Origin of the sequence: Mycobacterium sp. 1164985.4 (assembly GCF_001668575.1) — a bacterium.
Classification (GTDB): domain Bacteria; phylum Actinomycetota; class Actinomycetes; order Mycobacteriales; family Mycobacteriaceae; genus Mycobacterium.
Genome location: NZ_LZMD01000111.1, coordinates 75,872 through 97,275, shown reverse-complemented (window position 1 = coordinate 97,275; position 21,404 = coordinate 75,872). Strand labels below are relative to the sequence as shown.

Sequence of the window (21,404 nt, the reverse complement as noted above, 5' to 3'; positions counted from 1 at the left end):
GAACAACCGGGGCTACTGCCCGGTTGCTTTAGCGCCATTCATGGCTCGGCTCCGGATCAGCTCCGCACCTCCGGCCTGACGGCCGTCGATGCTCACTGACCCGTCGCCTTCGCGATGATCTCCTTCGACACGGCCGCCGGAACCTCGGCGTACGAGTCGAACACCATGGAGTAGTTTGCCCGGCCCTGGGTCTTCGACCGAAGGTCTCCGACGTAGCCGAACATCTCCGACAGCGGTACCTGCGCCTTGACGACGCGGGCACCCGATCGCTCCTCCATGGCCTGGATCTGACCACGGCGGGAGTTCAGGTCACCGATCACGTCACCCATGTAGTCCTCGGGTGTGGTCACTTCGACCGCCATGATCGGCTCGAGGATCACGGGCTGGGCCGCCTGCGCGGCCTTCTTCAGCACCTGTGAACCCGCAACTTTGAACGCCATTTCCGACGAGTCCACCTCGTGGTAGGCACCGTCGAGCAGAGTCACCTTGAGGTTCACCAGCGGATAGCCCGCCAGCACGCCGTACTGCATGGCGTCCTGGGCGCCGGCATCAACCGACGGGATGTATTCGCGCGGGATGCGGCCGCCGGTGACCTTGTTCTCGAATTCGTAGGTCGCCCCGTCCTCGCCGGTGAACGGCTCGAGGTCGATGAGCACCTTGGCGAACTGGCCGGAGCCACCCGTCTGCTTCTTGTGGGTGTACTCGACCTTTTCGACCTTGCGCTTGATCGTCTCGCGGTAAGCCACCTGCGGCTTGCCGACGTTGGCCTCGACCTTGAACTCGCGCTTCATCCGGTCGACAAGGATGTCGAGGTGAAGCTCGCCCATGCCGCCGATGACGGTCTGGCCGGTCTCCTGGTCCAGGTGGACCTTGAACGTCGGGTCCTCCTCGGCCAGCTTCTGGATCGCTGTGCCGAGCTTCTCCTGGTCGCTCTTGGTCTTCGGCTCGATGGCCACCTCGATGACCGGGTCCGGGAACGTCATCGACTCGAGCACGATCTGCTCGTTGGCGTCGGACAGGGTGTCGCCGGTGGTGGTGTCCTTCAGGCCGATTACGGCGTAGATGTGCCCCGCGGAGGCCCGCTCCACCGGGTTCTCCTTGTTGGCGTGCATCTGGAACAGCTTGCCCAGCCGCTCCTTCTTGCCCTTGGTGGAGTTGATCACCTGCGAGCCGGACTCAACGGTGCCGGAGTAGACGCGCACGTAGGTCAGCTTGCCGAAGAACGGGTGCACGGCGATCTTGAAGGCCAGCGCCGAGAAGGGCTCGTCGACCGACGGCTTGCGGCTGATCGCCTCGTCTTCCTTGCCGGGCACGTGACCCTGCACGGACTCGACGTCCAGCGGCGACGGCAGGTAGTCGATGACCGCGTCGAGCATGGGCTGCACGCCCTTGTTCTTGAACGCGCTCCCGCACAGCACCGGGTACAGCTCGGAATTGACGGTCAGTTTGCGGATCGCGGCCTTGATCTCGGCAACGGTGAGCTCCTCGCCGCCGACGTACTTGTCCAGCAGCTCCTCGTCGGTCTCGGCGACCGTCTCGAGCAGCGTGGTCCGGTACTCCTCGGCCTTCTCGGCGAGCTCGGCCGGAATGTCCTCGACCTCGTACTTCTCGCCGAGGGCGGTCTCGCCGCGCCATACCTTGGCCTTCATCTCGACCAGGTCGACGATGCCGATGAAGTCGTTCTCCGCGCCGATCGGCAGCTGGATCACTAAGGGAGTCGCACCCAGCCTTTCTTGGATGGTGCGCACGGTGAAGTAGAAGTCCGCACCGAGCTTGTCCATCTTGTTGACGAAGCAGATGCGCGGCACGTCGTACTTGTCGGCCTGGCGCCAGACCTGCTCGGACTGCGGCTCGACACCTTCCTTGCCGTCGAAGACGGCCACGGCACCGTCGAGCACGCGCAGGCTGCGCTCCACCTCGACGGTGAAGTCGACGTGGCCGGGGGTGTCGATGATGTTGATCTGGTTGTCGTTCCAGAAACACGTGACCGCCGCGGAGGTGATGGTGATCCCCCGCTCCTGCTCCTGCTCCATCCAGTCCGTGGTCGAAGCGCCGTCGTGCGTCTCACCGATCTTGTAGTTGACGCCGGTGTAGTACAGGATGCGTTCGGTCGTCGTCGTCTTGCCGGCATCGATGTGGGCCATGATGCCGATGTTGCGGACCTTGTTCAGGTCGGTAAGCACGTCCTTCTGTGCCACAGAAGTCTTCTCTCTCGCTTGGTAGTTGCTGTGTGGTCATTGCGCCGGCGGCAACACTGCACGCCGGCGGCTATCACCAGCGGTAGTGCGCGAAGGCGCGGTTTGCCTCGGCCATCTTGTGGGTGTCCTCACGCCGCTTCACGGCGGCACCCAGGCCATTGCTGGCATCGAGGATCTCGTTCGCCAGGCGCTCGATCATGGTCTTCTCGCGGCGGGCCTTGGAGAAGCTGACCAGCCAGCGCAGTGCCAGCGTGACCGAGCGATCCGGACGCACCTCCACGGGAACCTGATAGGTGGCGCCGCCGACGCGACGGCTGCGAACCTCGAGTGCCGGCTTGACGTTGTCCAGAGCGCGCTTGAGGGTGACCACCGGATCGGTGCCGGTCTTCTCGCGGGCCTGTTCGAGCGCACCATAAACAATGCGTTCGGCCAGCGATTTCTTCCCGTCCAGCAGAACCTTGTTGACCAGCTGGGTGACCAGCTGCGACCCGTAGACCGGATCGTTGACCAACGGACGCTTGGGTGCCGGTCCCTTGCGCGGCATCAGCTCTTCTCCTTCTTCGCGCCGTAACGGCTACGCGCCTGCTTGCGGTTCTTCACGCCCTGGGTGTCCAGGGAGCCGCGGATGATCTTGTAGCGCACACCCGGCAGGTCCTTCACACGGCCGCCGCGCACCAGCACCATCGAGTGCTCCTGCAGGTTGTGGCCCTCGCCCGGGATGTAGGCGGTGACCTCGACCGCGCTGGTCAGCTTGACGCGCGCGACCTTCCGAAGTGCCGAGTTCGGCTTCTTCGGGGTGGTCGTGTACACGCGGGTGCACACTCCGCGACGCTGCGGGCTGCCCTTGAGGGCCGCGGTCTTCGCCTTCGCGGGCTTGTCGTGGCGACCCTTGCGGACCAGCTGCTGGATGGTTGGCATCTACCGGCTTTCTGTGTTGCTACTTCTTAAGTTCTGGTCAAGTCTCTGTACTGCTGTTTTGCCCCGGTTGCGTACCCCGCGACCGGGTGTGTCGCACGCGCCCGCCCGAAGCAACTCGAAGGCATTGCCTCAATTCTCAGAGCATGGCGACATGCGAATTGGCCCGGCGTGCAGGCACGCTCCGCGGGTCCCTTCGGTAAACGCACCCGCAAAGCGCCTTATCTGCCAGGCACGATCGTCCACAATACCAGCACAGGAGCAGCGCTCCAAACCCGTCGGCTGCGCCCTAACCGCAGGTCAGGTTACCTTCTCCCGGAGGGGCCGACATGCGCAGCTACCGACGCTCCATCCCGGACGCCAGCCGCATCACCATGTCGCTGTACACGACGTCGGTGTCGATACCCTCCATCGCCCCGGTCATCTCCAGCAGCACGAATCCGTGCATCGCCGACCAGAACTCCAGCGCCGCATAGAACGCGTTCTCACCCTCGAGTCCATAGGACGCCAGGACCGCGATGACAGGCGCGGCGGCCGCGCGGGTGGCCTCGGTGAATTCGGGGTCGTCACCGCCCAGCGGCATCCGGGTGAACGCCGAATAGCGCCCCGGATGGTGATGGGCATAGCTGCGGTAGGCGCTGGCCATCGCGGTCACGGCATCGTCGCGGGTGCGGCCCTCAGCGACGTTGGTGAGCATGCCGATGATGTCGCCGACGACGCGCATCCGCACCGTTCTGCGCAGGTCCTCGAGGCTGTTGACGTGGTTGTAGAGCGACGGCCCCTTGGTGCCGAGCTGGGTGGCGAGCGCGTTGATCGTCAGCGCGTCCCAGCCTTCACGGTCCAGGAAGGTCAGCGCGGCGTTGACGATCGATTCGCGACTGAGCCGGGGCGCTCTCCTGGCCGGCGTGCTCGAGGGCTGGGCCATGCGCGCTTCGCCCCCTTGCCGTCGTCGATTTCGTCGTTGATTCCCGGAGAAAACTAACACCTCTAGTTCCCTTCGAGTCAGTTGACGCGCTCCTGGCTGAGCTCGGCGAGTTGTTCGGTGATCGAGCACAGATCCGCCAGCGTCGCGGGATTCATCGTCTGGATGGACCATGTGATGACGTCGCCGCCCTTGGCCACATAGAAACTGCAGGCGTTCGCGTCGAACGCCTTGAAGCCCTTGTTGCCGTCGACGGACAGTTCGGTCAGCGTGCGACCGGCCTGTTGTTCGAGCGTCCGCTCGGTGTCCATGTCGCTGCCGCGGTACCACCACGTCGAGATGCCCATCCCGGCGCCCACGGTGCCGAACACGGTGTTCTCCTGCCAGAAGCAACCCGCGTCGCTGACGACCGCCTTGGTGAACTCCTCCGAGCCGACCGCCGCGGCGATGTCGGCGTCGGTGATGCCGTTGCAGTCGCCGCTGCGAAATCCGCCGCCGGGTTTGGCGGTCGGTGAGGACGTCGGTGATTCGTCGGGCGATCCGCACGCCGTGAGCAGGGCGGCGCACGCGGCCAACGCGGCCAGTCGGCGACTCCACCGGGCGGGCACGGTCACATCTCCGATTTCAGCGTGGCTGACAACAGCTTTTGCGCCTCCTGGCACGGATCGCCCGCGCGTTGATCGCGGAACTGCACCCACCAGCTGAGGACCCCGCTGCCCGCCGCGGCGGTGACCGAGCACGCCGCGCCGGTGATGTCGCGCCGAGCCGTGAAGGCCGGGTGGCGCTCGATGTCGGCCTCGGTGATCTGCGCGCCACGCTCGTCGGCGAGCGCGCGCTCCCGATCGAGGCTTCCGTTCTCGAACCAGGAGTACGTCGCGTCGATCGTCACGTCGCCGCGGAAGAGGACGTACTGACAGACCGCACCGCTGTAGGGCCGCACGACGTTCTCGGCGGCCAGGATCTCCTGGATGGTCTGGTCGTCGAGCAACCCGCAGCGGTCGTCGACGTAGCCGTAGTCGCGGTCGGGATCGGGGACGCCGGGAGTGGCGCGTTGCGCGGTTCCGTTGACGGTCTCAGCACACCCCGCCACCGCCACCACCGCTACGACCGCCGCGACAGCAATCGGACCGAACCGCGAATGCATCGCCGCTCACGCTACCCAGCGCAACCGTTAATAGCGACTCGGGTGAACCATCCCACCAGCGGAACGCGGCAACGTACGCTCTTGTCCATGATGTGGACTGTTGCAGCCCGTTCACTTGCGGCATCGGCCACGGCGTTTCCGCTGATCCTCGCCGCTCCCGTCGCGCAGGCGGAGCCTGTGGTCTGCAACCCGTTGTTGCGTCAGTGTGCCGACAACAGCGTCGTCGGCGCGCACCGGGGAACCGACACCACTATCACCGGCATCGGCGTCGTCGAGACGATCGACTGCGCCGACTCCACGCTGCTCGTCAACGGCGCGAACAATCGAATCACCACATTGGGGAACTGTTGGGCGGTGACGATGCAGGGCAATGGCAACGTCGTCGTCGCCGACAACGTGATCAACGACATCACGGTGTACGGCTGGGATCAGACGGTGTTGTACAAAAACGGCAACCCGCTCATCTTGGACCGTGGACGCGAATTGGGGATGACCAACCGCATCAACCGGGTACCCGCATGAGCATGCGTGCCACATCCGTCGCCTATCCCCTCGTCGGTGCTGCCGTCGCCGCGCTTCTGCTCGCCGGCTGCGGATCGGAGAGTTCCGACACCAACACCCCGACCGCGACGGCGGGCTCGTCGGGCGCTCAGGTCGAAGTCGGCAACACAATCAACTACGGCTCGTTCGGCACGACGGCCGACATCGACTGCGCCGACGGCAAATCGCTGAACATCGGCGGGTCGAACAACACGCTGACCGTCAAGGGCATCTGCGCGAACGTGAACATCGGCGGCGCCGACAACAAGGTCACCTTCGAGAAGATCGACAAGGAGATCAGCGTCGTCGGCCTCAACAACACGGTGACCTATAAGGACGGCGACCCGAAGGTCAACGACACCGGCAACAACAACAAGATCTCCAAGGGCTGACGGAGCGCTCACCCACTAGGCGCTCGCGCCGTGTCTGCCCGCGCCGGCCGCGAAACGGGCGGCCCCTTCCAGGGATTCGGCGGCGACGCGGGACATGCTGCCGAACTCGAAGTCCATCGCCTCGGCCTCCGATCGGCCCCACTGGTTGAGCGCCGAGATTCGGTCGGCGCGCATGCACTGCTGCGGCAACCCCGCCAGTTCGGCCGCCAGTTCCTCGGCCCGTTGGCGCGCTTCACCTTTGGGCACCACGCGATTGGCCAGGCCCATTGCCAGTGCCTCGGGCGCGTCGACGGCGCGGCCGGTCAGGATGAGATCCATTGCCCGGCTGTGGCCGACGAGTCGTGGCAGCCGCACGGTTCCGCCGTCGATCAGCGGTACGCCCCAGCGTCGGCAGAACACACCCATGATCGCGTCCTCCTCAACGACGCGCAGATCGCACCACAACGCGAGCTCCAGGCCGCCGGCCACGGCATATCCGCTCACGGCGGCGATCACCGGTTTGGACAACACCATTCGACTCGGACCCATGGGCCCCGGACCGGTGCGATGAACCGGATTGGCGTCCGGCGTTCCGAACGCCTTGAGATCGGCTCCTGCGCAGAATGTTCCGTTGTCACCCCACAACACCGCGACGGCGGCCGACTCGTCCTTGTCGAACTCGTCGAACGCCGCGTACAACTCCGCGGCCGCCGGACCGTTGACGGCGTTGCGTGCTTCCGGGCGATTCATGATCACCGTCGTGACGGCACCGTTCTTCTCGACCCGCACTCCACCGGTCATGTCGCCTCCATCAGTTGGTCGCGTCGCGTGAGCGACGATCCAGTACTGTCGCGCCGCGCGGACAGCTCCGCGGCGAAGTCGTTGTAGGCCTGACGCAACGCGGCGCCGGGCCAGTCGTCGGGCAGCAGTTCTTCCGGCAGCACCGGGTCGGTGAGCAGGTGGCGGACGATCGCGGCCGCGACGGCGAACCGCGCGGGTATGTCGGGCGCCGAGGCGATTTCGTCGAGCAACCCCCAACCCGTGTGCGCCCACGCGGATAGATCCCACAACCGCGCCGCCAGCTCTGCGGGCTCGGTGTCGCGGGCCACGAGCACGCGCACGCGTTGCCCGACCTCCGGCGGCAGCGCCGTGTCCAGGTTGTCGGGCCGCAGCCACACTCCCTCGCGCAGTTCGGCGAACCGGCCGTCGTGCAACGTGCTTCGCAAGCCTGCCCTGGCCCGGGCGTCGGTGCCGACGCTGGTGATCACGACGGTGGTCCAGTCACCCTCCCATGGGTGCAGCCGCGGATTGATCGCGTCGTCCTGACGGCGTTGACGCGCCATCAGACGGTCCGACAATCGGTAGCCGTCCGCGGACCGCACCAAATCGCCTGCACTGACCATCCGCGTCAGCGCGACACGCACCGTCGACTCCCTGATGCCGAAATCGGCTGTGAGCCTGATGAGCTCGCTTGCGGTGGCCCAGGCCGGATGTGCGCCGAGCAGCACGCTCAGCACGACGGAGCGAGCGGGCATCCGCGACACCGACTTCGGCATCAGACCCCAGAAGCCTTGCGGCCGTAGTCGCCGAACGGTTCGTCGCGCTGGCGAACGGCTTCGCGGAACCCCTGCTCGCGCGACAGCGCGACGAACGCGTGCCCTTCCGGTGTGTGCCGAGCGATCCCGTCGAACACAGTGGAGATCATCGCGCTGTTCGCGGTGCCCTGGTTGTACAGCGCCGAATTCATTGCCAGCTTGACCATGATGAGCTGGTTGATCGGAACCCGCGCGATCCGCTCGACCAGCCGTTCGGTGCGCTCGTCGAGGTCTTCGGGCGCCGGCGCCTCCACCGCGAGCCCCCATTCGGCGGCCTGCGCTCCGGTGATCGAATCGCCGGTCAACAGAAGGCGTTTGGCTCGCTGATCCCCGAGCCGATGTGCCCACATCCCGGCCGCGGGCACACCCCAGACGCGGGTGGGCGGGTAGCCGATCTTGGCGTCGGCGGCGGCGATCACCTGGTCGGCGTGCAGAGCGATGTCGGTGCCGCCGGCGATGCAGTAGCCGTGAATCTTCACCACCGTCGGCTTGTCGCAACGCATCAGGCTGGAGAAGCCGCGGACGAACCGGCTCATCATCTGGTAGTCGATCATCGGATCCCACGGCTGGTCGGGCCGGCTGTTCTCCCCCTGCGTCCTGCCGGACAGCACCGTGTCACGGTAGGGGCTGCCGCCGCCCGCCGACGACGAACCCTCCGCGTACGCCGAGAGGTCGAAACCGCCGCAGAAGCCGTCTCCCCGACCGGAAACGAGGATCACGTGCACATTCGGGTCGAGGTCGGCCCGCTCCACCAACGCCGACAGTTCCAGCGGCGTGTCCGCGACGATCGCGTTGCCCTTCTCCGGACGGTTGAACGTGATGCGGGCGACCCGGTCCGTGACCTCGTAGGTCATCGTCTTGAGATTGTCGAAGTCGACCGGCCTGATCGCGTGCGTCATCGTTGCGTCACCTCACCCTCGCGAGCAGACGCAAACGTGACCAAAAGCCGCCCAAAATGGACAGTGTCGCCTTCCCCTGCTGGCGCGTGGGCCCAGCTCGCCGGAAAAAAAGTCATCCCTTGACCAACGCGCGCTCGATGATCGGCGCGAGGTCGAGCCCTGTGGGAAGCGTTCCGAACGCGCCGCCCCAGGCCCCACCCATCCGGGTGGCGAGGAACGCCTCCGCGACCGCCGGGTGTCCGTGGCGCACCAACAGAGAGCCCTGCAGTGCGAGGCTGATGTCCTCGGCGACCTTCCGAGCGCGGTACTGGATGGTCTCGAGATCGCCCAGCGCGGGGCGCAGCGCCTGGACGTGGGCGTCGAGACGCGGATCGGCACCCGCCGTCTGACCGAGTTCATCGAACAGCACGTCGATGCATTCCGGACGAGTGGCCATGGCGCGCAACGTATCCAGCGCACTGACGTTGCCGGACCCCTCCCAGATTCCCATCAGCGGCGCTTCGCGGTACAGCCGCGGCATACCCGACTCCTCGACATAGCCGTTGCCGCCCAGACATTCCATGGCCTCGGCGGCGTGCGGGGTCGCGCGCTTGCACACCCAGTACTTGCTGGCCGCCAGGCCGATGCGCCGCAGCAGTGCCTCCCGCGTGTCGCCGCGCACGGCGGCATCGGTCGCCCCCGCCATTCGCATCGCGACGATCGTTGCCGCCTCGGCCTCGACCGCGAGATCGGCCAGCACGTTACGCATCAGCGGCTGATCAATCAGATACTCGCCGAACGCCTTTCGGTGCTGGGCGTGATGGATCGCCCGCGCGAGACCGTTGCGCATGCTCGTGGCGCTGCCGAGCGTGCAGTCCAGGCGCGTCAGGTTGACCATCTCGATGATGGTCGGCACGCCACGGCCCTCCTCGCCGACCAGCCACGCGATCGCACCGTCGTACTCGACCTCGGATGACGCGTTGGCGTGATTGCCGAGCTTGTCCTTGAGGCGCTGCAGGAACATCCGGTTGCGGGTGCCGTCGGGCAGCACTCGCGGCAGCATGAAGCACGACAGCCCGCCGGGCGCCTGCGCGAGTACCAGGAAGATGTCGCACATCGGCGCTGAGGTGAACCACTTGTGTCCGCGAAGTGAGTAACTGCCGTCGCCGTTCGGCGTCGCCTCGGTGGTACCCGCACGCACGTCCGACCCACCCTGCTTCTCGGTCATCGACATGCCGGCGGTGATGCCGGCCTTGGTGGTGGCCACCTTGAGCTCGGGCTCGTACTCGCGGCTGACGAGCAACGGCTCGTACACCGCCGCGAGTTCGGGGTTGTGCCGCAATGCCGGTACGACGGCGTAGGTCATCGAGATCGGACAGATGTGGCCGGGCTCGGGGGTCCACACCGAAGTCTTGGCGGCGCGCACGACGTGGGCACCCGGCCGATCGTCGGCCCACGGCGCGGCGTGCAGCCCGTGCCCGATGGCCACCGTCATCAGGGAGTGGTAGGCGGGGTCGTACTCGACCTCATCGACGCGGTGGCCGTAGCGGTCGTGTGTGCGAAGGATCGGTTGGTTGCGGTCGGCCAACTCGCCCCAGCGCTGTGCCTGCTGCGAGCCCGACAGCGCGCCCAGTTCGGTGACCTCCTCGAGGCCCCATTCGCCGCCCTCGCGGATCAGCGCCTCGGTGAGCACCGGCGACGTGGCCGGGTTGTAGTCCTCCAGCGGCGGGACCTGGTTGGTGACGACATGCGTATCTGGCATGACACCACTATTACACTTTCACCAACAGCTGCACAATAGCTGTAATACTGCTGTGGTCATCGGTCAGCGGCTGTCGAGTTCGGCCACCACACGACGGCTCGGCTCGGACTCGACGAGGGTGTCGGCCTGGACGGGTTCGGGCACGACGGGCTCCTCCGCTGCGTCGGGTTCCTCGGGGCCGACGACTGCCGACGGGTCCGGCGACTGCGAGGTCCTGGCCCGGCGACGTTTCCCGAAACGATTGAGGACGGTGATCACCGCGGCGGCGAGCGCCCAACCCAACAGGATGTCGATGACGTAGTGCTCGGCGGTGTACACCAGCGTGAAGGCCATCACGAGTACATAAGCGGCGAGCAGTGGACGCCAGGCTCCGTGGACGCGGTGCCACAGGAAGGCAGCGATGGCCGCGGTCATCGCCGCATGCAGAGACGGGATCGCCGCCACCAAGTTGACGCTGGCTTGGCCCGCGTCGAGCAACGCGGTCGCCGAGTGCAGGTTCAGGTTGCCCCAGCCCCGTCCGACGATTCGCTCGATCCATGGGTTCGCGCCGTCCTGACTGGACTGCATCGCCCCGAGCACACCACCGTCGGGTACTCCGCGCGCGGAGCGGAACATGCAGCGGGCGTCGGCTGGTCCGCCCTCGATCTCGGCCGGAGTGCAGCGGGCCGCCGCCCACGGCGGGGCGGCGGGCACCAGGGCGTAGATGAGCAGGCCTGCGAAGTTCAACCCGACGAACAGCCGCACGAAAGCCTTCCACTCGTCCCGATTGCGCAGCCACAGCACCCCGGCGACCACGTAAGGAAGGATGAAGAAGGACATGTACACGCAGCTGCCCACGACCTCCCACCATGGGGGATGAGCCTGTTTGAGCTGCTCCTGCAGCCACACCGTGGGCACGGTGCCGCTGAACAGCCAACGGTCCACGTCGGCCGGCCACTCCCATAGCGTCGGTCTACCGACCATGTCCGCCGCGCCCCTGCTCAGGTCGTAGGCGATGAGTATCAGCGCGAACGGCAGCCAGTCCCAGACGACGTAGAGCATGCGGCGTCCCTGCCCGATGCTCGCGGCCAGCAGCCCGGTCGCGATGTAGAGCAGGACGAGTTCGCGGTTGAAGGCGAATCCCGAGGTAATGGTCCGGTAGACGATGACGGTGGCCCAGGTCAGAATGGCTACCCACCGCACGAGGGCGAGCCGACGTGCGCGGGCGTCGGACCGCTCAGCAGCGCTCGACACCGCGACAGATGACTGGTCGACCGCGGCCACCCGGATGAATCTAGTTCACCCCGAGGTCACCCACGGTTCGAGGACCGTTCGGTTAGCGGATCGTGACCAGCCAGCTAGTCGAGGTGTTCGCGCAGAAATGCGATGTCATCCTTGCGCCCCTCGTCCGCGGTCTCGCAGATCACCGGGGCTCCGGCGGCCTTGACGACCGCTACGAGCAGCTGAGGGTCGATCTGACCGGTGCCGAAGTTGGCGTGCCGGTCTGCGCCGGAACCGGCGGCGTCCCGCGAGTCGTTGCAGTGCACCAGGTCGATGCGCCCGGTGATGGCCTTGATGCGGTCGACGGCGTCGACCAGCGCCTCACCGGCGGCCCAGGCGTGGCAGGTGTCCAGGCAGAAGCCGATGCCTTTGTCTCCGATGTGGTCCCACAACCGGGCGATGACGTCGAAGTGCCTGGCCATCGCGTGGTCGCCGCCCGCGGTGTTCTCCAGGTACACCGGCACCTCGGTCTCGAGATAGTCGAGCGCCTTGACCCAGCGTTCGAAACCGGCGTCCCAGTCCTTGTCGTCGGCGTGACCGCCGTGCACAATAACCGCCGTCGCGCCGACCTCGGCGGCCGCGTCGCAGGTGTCCTGCAGGATCTTGCGCGACGGGATCCGGACCCGATTGTTCGCGGAGGCGACGTTGATCAGATACGGCGCGTGGACATAGAGCGGGATGCTCGACGCCTTCAGCACGTCGGCGTCCTCACGGGGCTTGGGCTTCTTCCAGCTCTGCGGGTTTCCGAGGAAGAACTGCACGACGTCAGCGCCGTCGGCCTGTGCCGCAGCGAGCGGGTCGTCACCGTGGACGTGAGAACCGATAAGCACGTAGGGAAGTCTAGGCGGGCGACGATCAAGCGGCGAGGGACGAGCCGCGTTGAGGAGCACGCCCGACCAACCACGCGGGCGACGATCAAGCGGCGAGGGACGAGCCGCGTTAAGGAGCCCGCCCAACCAACCACGCGGGCGACGATCAAGCGGCGAGGGACGAGCCGCGTTGAGGGGCCCGCCCGACTGGAGGCGTTCACCGCCCCCGAGCGCCAGCCGGCATAGGTCAGCTCTGGGTGGTGAGCAGGAAGGTCAGATACCCCAGATACGCCGTCACCATCAGCAGGCCCTCGGTGCGGCTGACCCGTCGGCCGGTGATGAAGATCGGAATGCAGAACAGCGCGACGATCACCATGATCGGAATGTCGATGCGCACCAGGCTCGACGGCAACTCCAGGCCATGCGCGGGCACCAGGCAGGTGACGCCGAGTATCAGCGCGATGTTGTAGATGCTGCTGCCCACCAGGTTTCCGATCGCGATGTCGCGGTCACCGCGCAGCGTCGACATCACCGTGGTCACCAGTTCCGGCGCCGAGGTTCCGATGGCCACCACGGTGAGCCCGATCAGCGCATCGGAGACGCCGAACTCGCGGGCCATTCCGACCGAACCGTCGACGAGCCATTCGGCGCCGATGACCACGAGCACGATGCCGCCGACGAGCATCGCGACCTCGCGCAGCGCCTGACGGTGACCGTCGGAGGGCTCTGCCTTTGCATCCTCGGCATACGACTCCGCGAACTCCCGGACGACCGCTTGCGATTCGCGGTGGCCCGACCAGATCACCGCCCCGGTGTAGACGACCGCCCCGGCGAGCAGGATGGCCCCGTCGACCCGCGTCATCACCCCGTCGGCCGCGAGCACGAACAACAACAGTGCGGCCGCCGCCATCATGGGCAGCTCCAGGCGGATGGTCCGTAGTTCCAGGACCAACGGCACCATCGCCGCACTCAACCCGAGGATCAGGAAGAGGTTGACGACGTTGGTTCCGGCGATGTTGCCGACCGCCAGCGCCCCACTCCCCTGACTGGCAGCCGTCACGCCGACAGCGAGCTCGGGCATGCTGGTCCCGATCGACACAACGGTCAGGCCCACGACGATCGCGCTGATGCCCAACCGGGCCGCCAACCGCGACCCGCCCTTGACCATCACCTCGGCGCCGACGATCAACGCGGTCAGCCCGGCGAGGAACCACGCGATATTCGCCAGCATCAGCTCGAATGATGACACCCCGGAAAGCGAGTGCTCGTGCAACCGCGTGACACGTCCATACGAAATGCCCCCGGGGCGAACCCCGGGGGCATTTGCGTGACTAGTTGGCGGTAGTCCTACCGATAATCCGAGTAGCCGTAGTCGTCCAACGGCACCGCGGCACCGGTGGCCTGGCCGAAGTCCGGGCTGTAGTACTGATCCTCGTAGGACGGGATCGTATATGCGGCTGCCCGTGCCTCTTCGGTTGGCTGCACCTGGATGTTGCGGTAGCGGTTGATACCGGTACCGGCCGGGATCAGCTTGCCGATGATCACGTTCTCCTTCAGACCCTGCAGCTTGTCGCTGCGGCAGTTGATCGCCGCATCGGTCAGCACGCGGGTGGTCTCCTGGAACGACGCCGCCGACAGCCACGAGTCGGTGGCCAGCGACGCCTTCGTGATACCCATCAGCACCGGACGACCGGCCGCGGGCTCGCCGCCCTCGGCGACCACCCGACGGTTCTCGGTCTCGAACTCGCCACGCTCGGTCAGCGAGCCGGGCAGGAACTCTGTCGAGCCCGAGTCGATGATCGTGACGCGACGCAGCATCTGCCGGACGATGACCTCGATGTGCTTGTCGTGGATCGACACGCCCTGAGCGCGGTAGACCTCCTGGACCTCCTTGACGAGGTGGATCTGCACCTCGCGGGGACCCTGGACACGCAGCACCTCGTGCGGATCGGCAGCACCTTCCATCAGCTGCTGGCCCACCTCGACATGGTCGCCGTCGGCGAGCAGGCGCTCGGTGCCGTCGTCGTGCTTGAACACCTTCAGGCGCTGACGACGAGAGAGCTTGTCGTACACCACTTCTTCGCCGCCATCGTCGGGAACGATGGTGATCTTGTAGAAGCGCTCGCCCTCTTCGAGGCGCACCCGGCCGGTGACGTCGGCGATCGGCGCCTTGTTCCGCGGGATACGGGCCTCGAACAGCTCCTGCACGCGAGGCAGACCACCGGTGATGTCCTCACCGACGCCGCCCTGGTGGAACGTGCGCATCGTCAGCTGCGTACCGGGCTCGCCGATGGACTGCGCCGCGACGATACCGACGGCCTCGCCGATGTCGACGAGCTTGCCCGTCGCCATCGAACGGCCGTAGCACATCGCACACACGCCGGTGCCCGTGGCGCAGGTCAGCACGGAGCGGACCTTCACCTCGGTGATGCCGGCGGCCAGCAGCGCCTCGATCGCCGGGTCGCCCAGGTCGTGGCCGCGCTCGACGACGACGTTGCCGTCCTTGTCGACCGCGTCCTGCGCCAGCGTCCGCGCGTAGGCCGACGTCTCGATGTGCTGATCGCGCACCAAGGAGTCGCCCTGCAGTTCGGCCAGCGTGACGTTGATGCCGCGCTCGGTCTCGCAGTCGGTCTCGCGAACGATGACGTCCTGCGACACGTCGACCAGACGACGGGTCAGGTAGCCCGAGTCGGCCGTCCGAAGAGCGGTGTCCGCCAGACCCTTTCGGGCGCCGTGGGTGTTGATGAAGTACTCCAGCACCGTCAGGCCCTCGCGGAACGAAGACTTGATCGGACGCGGGATGAACTCACCCTTCGGGTTGGTCACCAGACCCTTCATGCCGGCCAGGGTCCTGGTCTGCGTGAAGTTACCCGTGGCACCCGAATCGACGATCGTGATGATCGGGTTGTCCTTCGGGTAGTGCGCACGCAGGGCCTCGCCGACCTCTTCGGTGGCGTCCTGCCAGATCTTGACCAGGGCGTCGTTGCGCTCGTCGTGGTTCAGAGCACCGCGCTGGTACTTCTTCTCGATCTGGTCCGCTTCCTTCTCGTAGCGGTCCAGGATCTCCTGCTTCTGCGGCGGCACCAGCACGTCGGCCATCGACACGGTGACACCCGAGCGGGTGGCCCAGTAGAAGCCGGCGTCCTTGAGCTTGTCCACGGTCTGCGCGACCACGATCATCGGGAAGCGCTCGGCGAGATCGTTGACGATCCGCGCCTGGACCTTCTTGTGCATCTGCTCGTTGACGAACGGATATCCGTGCGGCAGAAGCTCGTTGAACATGACCCGGCCCAGCGTCGTCTCCGCGGTCCAGGCGTCGCCCAGCTTCCAGCCGTCCGGGAACAGCTCGGCCTCGATGTCGGCCGGCGGACGCAGCTGCGTCAACCGCACGCGGATCTTGGCGCGCACGCTCAGCGCACCGCGGTCCATCGCCATGATCGCCTCGGCAGGCGAGCTGTAGACACCGGTCTCCGGCTGATCCTTGGCGGCAGGGACGAATTCGCCCTTGTCGCCCTCGACCATCGTCGTCAGGTAGTACAGGCCGGTCACCATGTCCAGACGCGGCATGGCCAACGGCCGACCCGACGCCGGCGAGAGGATGTTGTTCGACGACAGCATCAGGATGCGAGCCTCGGCCTGCGCCTCCGCCGACAGCGGAAGGTGAACGGCCATCTGGTCACCGTCGAAGTCGGCGTTGAACGCCTCGCACACCAGCGGGTGCAGCTGAATGGCCTTACCCTCCACCAGTTGCGGCTCGAAGGCCTGGATGCCGAGGCGGTGCAGCGTCGGTGCACGGTTCAGCAGCACCGGGTGCTCGGCGATGACCTCTTCGAGGACGTCCCACACCTGCGGACGCTGGCGCTCGACCATTCGCTTGGCGCTCTTGATGTTCTGCGCATGGTTGAGATCCACCAGACGCTTCATCACGAACGGCTTGAACAGCTCGAGGGCCATCAGCTTCGGCAGACCGCACTGGTGCAGCTTGAGCTGTGGGCCGACCACGATGACCGAACGGCCGGAGTAGTCGACGCGCTTGCCAAGCAGGTTCTGGCGGAACCGACCCTGCTTGCCCTTCAACAGATCCGACAGCGACTTGAGCGGACGGTTGCCCGGTCCGGTGACCGGACGGCCGCGGCGGCCGTTGTCGAACAGCGCGTCCACCGACTCCTGAAGCATGCGCTTCTCGTTGTTGACGATGATCTCGGGAGCGCCGAGGTCGATCAGCCTCTTGAGCCGGTTGTTGCGGTTGATGACGCGCCGGTACAGATCATTGAGATCCGACGTGGCGAACCGGCCACCGTCGAGCTGCACCATCGGGCGCAGCTCCGGCGGGATCACCGGAACCGCGTCGAGCACCATGCCCATCGGCGAGTTGCTCGACTGCTGGAACGCGGCGACCACCTTGAGCCGCTTCAGCGCGCGGAGCTTCTTCTGCCCCTTGCCGTTTCGGATGACCTCACGCAGCTCCTCGGCCTCGGCCTCGATGTCGAAGTTCTCGATGAGCTTCTTGATGGCCTCGGCACCCATCGCACCGGTGAAGTACTCGCCGTAGCGGTCCTGCAGTTCCCGGTAGAGCACCTCGTCGACGATGAGCTGCTTGGGCGCCAGCTTGGTGAAGGTGTTCCAGATCTCCTCGAGCCGGTCCAGCTCGCGCTGGGCCCGGTCGCGGATCTGGCGCATCTCGCGCTCACCGCCGTCGCGCACCTTGCGGCGCACGTCGCTCTTGGCGCCTTCCTTCTCCAGCTCGGCCAGGTCGGCCTCGAGCTTCTGCGACCGCTCGGCCAGATCGAGATCGCGCTGATCCTCAACGGCCTTGCGCTCCACGGCCATCTCAGCCTCGAGCGTCGACAGCTCGTTGTGACGCATCTCGTCGTCGACTGCGGTGATGACGTAGGCGGCGAAGTAGATGATCTTCTCGAGATCCTTCGGCGCCAGGTCGAGCAGATAGCCCAGACGCGAGGGCACACCCTTGAAGTACCAGATGTGCGTGACGGGCGCGGCCAGCTCGATGTGGCCCATCCGCTCACGGCGCACCTTGGCGCGGGTCACCTCGACGCCGCAGCGCTCACAGATGATGCCCTTGAAGCGGACGCGCTTGTACTTGCCGCAGTAGCACTCCCAGTCGCGAGTCGGTCCGAAGATCTTCTCGCAGAACAGGCCGTCCTTCTCCGGCTTCAGCGTGCGGTAGTTGATGGTCTCCGGCTTCTTGACCTCGCCGTAGGACCACTGACGAATGTCGTCGGCGGTGGCGAGACCGATGCGGAGTTCATCGAAGAAGTTGACGTCTAGCACGTAACTCCCTTTCCCCTTGCGGGACTAGAAAAATTCAATCGGAGAGATCTAGGCAAGGTCTTCCACGGACGCAGATTCGTTGCGCGACAAGTTGATTCCCAAATTCGCCGCGGCGCGTTCCAGGTCCTCGTCGTCACCGTCGCGCATCTCGATCGCGGCGCCGTCCGAAGACAGCACCTCGACGTTGAGGCACAGCGACTGAAGTTCCTTGAGCAACACCTTGAACGACTCCGGAATACCCGGCTCGGGGATGTTCTCGCCCTTGACGATCGCCTCGTACACCTTGACGCGGCCGACAGTGTCGTCGGACTTGATGGTCAACAGCTCCTGCAGCGTGTACGCCGCGCCGTAGGCCTGCATGGCCCAACATTCCATCTCGCCGAACCGCTGGCCACCGAACTGCGCCTTACCACCCAGCGGCTGCTGGGTGATCATCGAGTACGGACCGGTGGAGCGAGCGTGGATCTTGTCGTCCACCAGGTGGTGCAGCTTCAGGATGTACATGTAGCCCACCGTCACCGGATACGGGAACGGCTCACCACTGCGACCGTCGAACAGCATCGCCTTGCCGTCCTCGTCGACGAGCGTCTCGCCGTCGCGGTTGGGCAGCGTGGACGAGAGCAGACCCTGCAGCTCCGCTTCACGGGCACCGTCGAACACCGGTGTCGAGACGATGCTTCCCGCCTCGGCCTCGAGCAACTCCTTGGGCAACGCGCTCGCCCAGTCGGGCGACCCGTTGATCTTCCAGCCGCTCTTGGCCACCCACCCCAGGTGGGTCTCCAGGATCTGACCGATGTTCATACGACGCGGCACACCGTGGGTGTTCAGGATGATGTCCACCGGGGTGCCGTCGGGCAGGAAGGGCATGTCCTCGACGGGCAGGATCTTGCCGATGACGCCCTTGTTGCCGTGGCGTCCGGCCAGCTTGTCGCCGTCGGAGATCTTGCGCTTCTGCGCGACGTAGACGCGGACCAACTCGTTGACGCCGGCGGGCAGCTCGTCGTCATCCTCGCGACTGAACACGCGGATGCCGATCACCTTGCCGGACTCACCGTGCGGCACCTTGAGCGACGTGTCGCGGACCTCACGCGCCTTCTCACCGAAGATCGCGCGGAGCAGCCGCTCCTCCGGAGTCAGCTCGGTCTCACCCTTCGGGGTGACCTTGCCGACCAGGATGTCACCGTCGCGGACCTCGGCGCCGATGCGGACGATGCCGCGCTCGTCGAGGTCGGCCAGCACCTCATCAGAGACGTTCGGGATGTCCCGGGTGATCTCCTCGGCGCCCAGCTTGGTGTCGCGGGCGTCGATCTCGTGCTCCTCGATGTGAATCGAAGTGAGCACGTCCTCTTCCACCAGGCGGTTGGAGAGGATGATCGCGTCCTCGTAGTTGTGACCCTCCCACGGCATGATCGCCACGAGCAGGTTCTTGCCCAGCGCCATCTCACCGTTCTCGGTGCACGGCCCGTCGGCGATGACCTGACCCGCCTCGACACGCTGGCCCGCGTCGACGATCGGACGCTGGTTGGCGCAGGTGCCGTGGTTGGAACGCGCGAACTTGCGCATCCGGTAGGTCTGCCGGGTGCCGTCGTCGGCCATCACGGTGATGTAGTCGGCGGAGACCTCCTCGACCACACCGGCCTTGTCGGAGACGACGACGTCGCCGGCGTCGATCGCGGCACGCAGCTCCATACCGGTACCGACCAACGGGGCCTCGCTGCGAACCAGCGGAACCGCCTGGCGCTGCATGTTGGCACCCATCAGGGCACGGTTGGCGTCGTCGTGCTCGAGGAACGGGATCATGGCCGTCGCGACCGACACCATCTGGCGCGGCGAGACGTCCATGTAGTCGACGTCGTTCGACGACACGAACTCGACCTCGCCGCCCTTGCGTCGAACCAGCACGCGGTCCTCGACGAAGCGGCCGTTCTCGTCGATCGGCGAGTTGGCCTGCGCCACGACGTGGCGGTCCTCCTCGTCGGCGGTCAGGTACTCGATGTCATCCGTGACAACACCGTCCTTGACCTTGCGGTAAGGCGTCTCGATGAAGCCGAACGGGTTGACCCGCGCGTACACCGACAGCGAACCGATCAGGCCGATGTTCGGGCCTTCCGGCGTCTCGATCGGGCACATGCGGCCGTAGTGGCTGGCGTGCACGTCACGAACCTCGAGGCCGGCGCGCTCACGGGACAGACCGCCCGGGCCAAGCGCCGACAGGCGGCGCTTGTGGGTCAGGCCCGACAACGGGTTGTTCTGGTCCATGAACTGCGACAGCTGGCTGGTGCCGAAGAACTCCTTGATCGCCGCCACGACGGGACGGATGTTGATCAGGGTCTGCGGCGTGATCGCCTCGACGTCCTGGGTGGTCATGCGCTCACGCACGACGCGCTCCATGCGGGACAGGCCGACCCGGATCTGGTTCTGGATCAGCTCGCCGACGGTGCGCAGGCGACGGTTGCCGAAGTGGTCGATGTCATCCACCTCGACCGGCACCTCGACACCACCCGGGACCGTCATCGTCTTGTCGCCCTGATGCAGACGCACCAGGTACTCGATGGTGGCGACGACGTCCTCTTCGGTCAGCGTGGTCGACGTGGTCTGAGCCGGGTTCTCGGTGATGCCCAGCTTCTTGTTGACCTTGTAGCGACCGACGCGGGCCAGGTCGTAGCGCTTCTCCTTGAAGAACAGATTCTCCAGCAGGGTCTGCGCGGACTCCTTGGTCGGCGGCTCACCCGGACGCAACTTGCGGTAGATGTCGAGCAGCGCCTCATCGGTGCCTGCGGTGTTGTCCTTCTCCAGCGTCGACATCATGATCTCGGAGAAGCCGAAGCGCTCCGTGATCTGCTCGTTGGTCCAACCGAGCGCCTTGAGCAGCACGGTGACCGGCTGACGGCGCTTGCGGTCGATGCGCACACCGACGGTGTCGCGCTTGTCGACGTCGAACTCCAGCCACGCACCGCGGCCCGGGATCACCTTGACGCTGTGCAGCGTCTTCTCGGTCGACTTGTCGATGCTCTCGTCGAAGTAGACGCCCGGCGAGCGGACCAACTGGCTCACCACGACACGCTCGGTGCCGTTGATGATGAACGTGCCCTTCTCGGTCATCATCGGGAAGTCGCCCATGAAGACCGTCTGGCTCTTGATCTCACCGGTGTTGTTGTTGATGAACTCGGCCGTGACGAACAGCGGGGCCGCGTACGTCATGTCCTTGTCTTTGCACTCGTCGACCGGGGCCTTGACCTCGTCGAAGCGCGGATCGGAGAAGGACAGCGACATCGAGCCGGAGAAGTCCTCGATCGGGCTCAGCTCGGAGAGCACCTCTTCGAGACCGCCGACGGGATTCTCCTCGCCGCGCTCCTTGGCCTTGGCACGCCAGGCGTCGGAGCCGATCAGCCATTCAAAGGACTCGGTTTGAACATCTAGAAGCCCGGGAACCTCGAGGGGCTCACGGAGCTTTGCAAAAGAAATTCGGTTTGGTGCTCCTGGGACGGAGTTTTTAGTAGCTTCTGCTGTCTTGCTTGGGCGGGACCCTGCCAAGATGCATCCTTCCAGCACCTCATGCGACTATCGTGCCGGTGAACACCGGTCCGCTCGTCGCGATATCTGCGTCGGTTCGGCTGGCCACTCACGACCACAAACTTCCCGAACGCACGGCACGCGACTAGATCACTGAGCTGGGCTCAGGCTAGGACTTCGGTGTCAGGTGCGGGTTTAGGTGGGC

Annotated in this window: 17 protein-coding genes; 2 read left to right on the top strand and 15 right to left on the bottom strand. The window is 65.9% G+C overall.

Annotation, left to right across the window (positions count from 1 at the left end; all coding sequences use genetic code 11):
• Positions 1 to 92: 92 nt before the first annotated feature.
• From fusA to A5650_RS24765, 6 genes are all read right to left on the bottom strand, one after another.
• The gene (gene fusA / locus A5650_RS24790; RefSeq protein ID WP_082950935.1) at positions 93 to 2,198 is read right to left on the bottom strand and encodes an elongation factor G; all 2,106 of its coding nucleotides are present in this window, start codon (positions 2,196 to 2,198) and stop codon (positions 93 to 95) included.
• Positions 2,199 to 2,271: 73 nt separating this feature from the next.
• Complete coding sequence (gene rpsG / locus A5650_RS24785) at positions 2,272 to 2,742, bottom strand: 30S ribosomal protein S7 (RefSeq protein WP_067090928.1); 471 nt, start codon at positions 2,740 to 2,742, stop codon at positions 2,272 to 2,274.
• Positions 2,742 to 3,116, bottom strand: a complete 375-nt coding sequence (gene rpsL / locus A5650_RS24780; protein ID WP_064345572.1) for a 30S ribosomal protein S12 — start codon at positions 3,114 to 3,116, stop codon at positions 2,742 to 2,744. The genes rpsG and rpsL overlap by 1 nt, the downstream gene beginning before the upstream one ends.
• A gap of 334 nt (positions 3,117 to 3,450) precedes the next feature.
• Positions 3,451 to 4,038, bottom strand: a complete 588-nt coding sequence (locus A5650_RS24775) for a TetR/AcrR family transcriptional regulator (RefSeq protein ID WP_067298285.1) — start codon at positions 4,036 to 4,038, stop codon at positions 3,451 to 3,453.
• Positions 4,039 to 4,115: 77 nt separating this feature from the next.
• Entirely contained in the window at positions 4,116 to 4,643 is a 528-nt protein-coding gene (locus A5650_RS24770) for a DUF3558 domain-containing protein (protein ID WP_067298529.1), read from the bottom strand.
• A gap of 2 nt (positions 4,644 to 4,645) precedes the next feature.
• A complete protein-coding gene (locus tag A5650_RS24765; RefSeq protein ID WP_067298283.1) occupies positions 4,646 to 5,179 on the bottom strand; it encodes a DUF3558 domain-containing protein in 534 nt (177 codons plus the stop codon).
• Between the two features lie 87 nt (positions 5,180 to 5,266).
• Here A5650_RS24765 and A5650_RS24760 point away from each other — a divergent pair, with 87 nt between their 5' ends.
• A complete protein-coding gene (locus A5650_RS24760) occupies positions 5,267 to 5,701 on the top strand; it encodes a DUF3060 domain-containing protein (RefSeq protein ID WP_067298281.1) in 435 nt (144 codons plus the stop codon).
• Positions 5,702 to 5,703: 2 nt separating this feature from the next.
• On the top strand, positions 5,704 to 6,111 hold the full coding sequence (locus tag A5650_RS24755) for a DUF3060 domain-containing protein (RefSeq protein WP_067298279.1): 408 nt from the start codon (positions 5,704 to 5,706) through the stop codon (positions 6,109 to 6,111).
• A gap of 15 nt (positions 6,112 to 6,126) precedes the next feature.
• On the opposite strand, the gene A5650_RS24750 is transcribed toward A5650_RS24755, so the two are convergent.
• From A5650_RS24750 to rpoB, 9 genes are all read right to left on the bottom strand, one after another.
• Positions 6,127 to 6,891, bottom strand: coding sequence for a crotonase/enoyl-CoA hydratase family protein (locus A5650_RS24750; protein ID WP_197501978.1), 765 nt, complete (start codon positions 6,889 to 6,891; stop codon positions 6,127 to 6,129).
• Positions 6,888 to 7,625, bottom strand: a complete 738-nt coding sequence (locus A5650_RS24745; protein ID WP_502687108.1) for a PaaX family transcriptional regulator C-terminal domain-containing protein — start codon at positions 7,623 to 7,625, stop codon at positions 6,888 to 6,890. Before A5650_RS24745 ends, A5650_RS24750 begins: the two co-directional genes overlap by 4 nt.
• A gap of 20 nt (positions 7,626 to 7,645) precedes the next feature.
• The gene (locus A5650_RS24740) at positions 7,646 to 8,584 is read right to left on the bottom strand and encodes a crotonase/enoyl-CoA hydratase family protein (protein WP_067298275.1); all 939 of its coding nucleotides are present in this window, start codon (positions 8,582 to 8,584) and stop codon (positions 7,646 to 7,648) included.
• Between the two features lie 112 nt (positions 8,585 to 8,696).
• Entirely contained in the window at positions 8,697 to 10,325 is a 1,629-nt protein-coding gene (locus tag A5650_RS24735; protein WP_067298273.1) for an acyl-CoA dehydrogenase family protein, read from the bottom strand.
• Between the two features lie 63 nt (positions 10,326 to 10,388).
• Positions 10,389 to 11,588: a phosphatase PAP2 family protein gene (locus A5650_RS24730; RefSeq protein WP_067298271.1), complete on the bottom strand. Its 1,200-nt coding sequence runs from the start codon at positions 11,586 to 11,588 to the stop codon at positions 10,389 to 10,391.
• A gap of 74 nt (positions 11,589 to 11,662) precedes the next feature.
• Positions 11,663 to 12,415 carry a deoxyribonuclease IV gene (locus A5650_RS24725; protein WP_067298269.1) on the bottom strand — a complete coding sequence of 251 codons (753 nt, stop codon included), beginning with the start codon at positions 12,413 to 12,415 and terminating at the stop codon, positions 11,663 to 11,665.
• Between the two features lie 226 nt (positions 12,416 to 12,641).
• On the bottom strand, positions 12,642 to 13,625 hold the full coding sequence (locus A5650_RS24720; RefSeq protein ID WP_067298527.1) for a calcium/sodium antiporter: 984 nt from the start codon (positions 13,623 to 13,625) through the stop codon (positions 12,642 to 12,644).
• Between the two features lie 116 nt (positions 13,626 to 13,741).
• Positions 13,742 to 17,686: a DNA-directed RNA polymerase subunit beta' gene (locus A5650_RS24715; RefSeq protein ID WP_067298267.1), complete on the bottom strand. Its 3,945-nt coding sequence runs from the start codon at positions 17,684 to 17,686 to the stop codon at positions 13,742 to 13,744.
• 48 nt (positions 17,687 to 17,734) lie between these two features.
• Positions 17,735 to 21,220 carry a DNA-directed RNA polymerase subunit beta gene (gene rpoB, locus A5650_RS24710; RefSeq protein WP_082950944.1) on the bottom strand — a complete coding sequence of 1,162 codons (3,486 nt, stop codon included), beginning with the start codon at positions 21,218 to 21,220 and terminating at the stop codon, positions 17,735 to 17,737.
• Positions 21,221 to 21,404 lie beyond the last annotated feature (184 nt).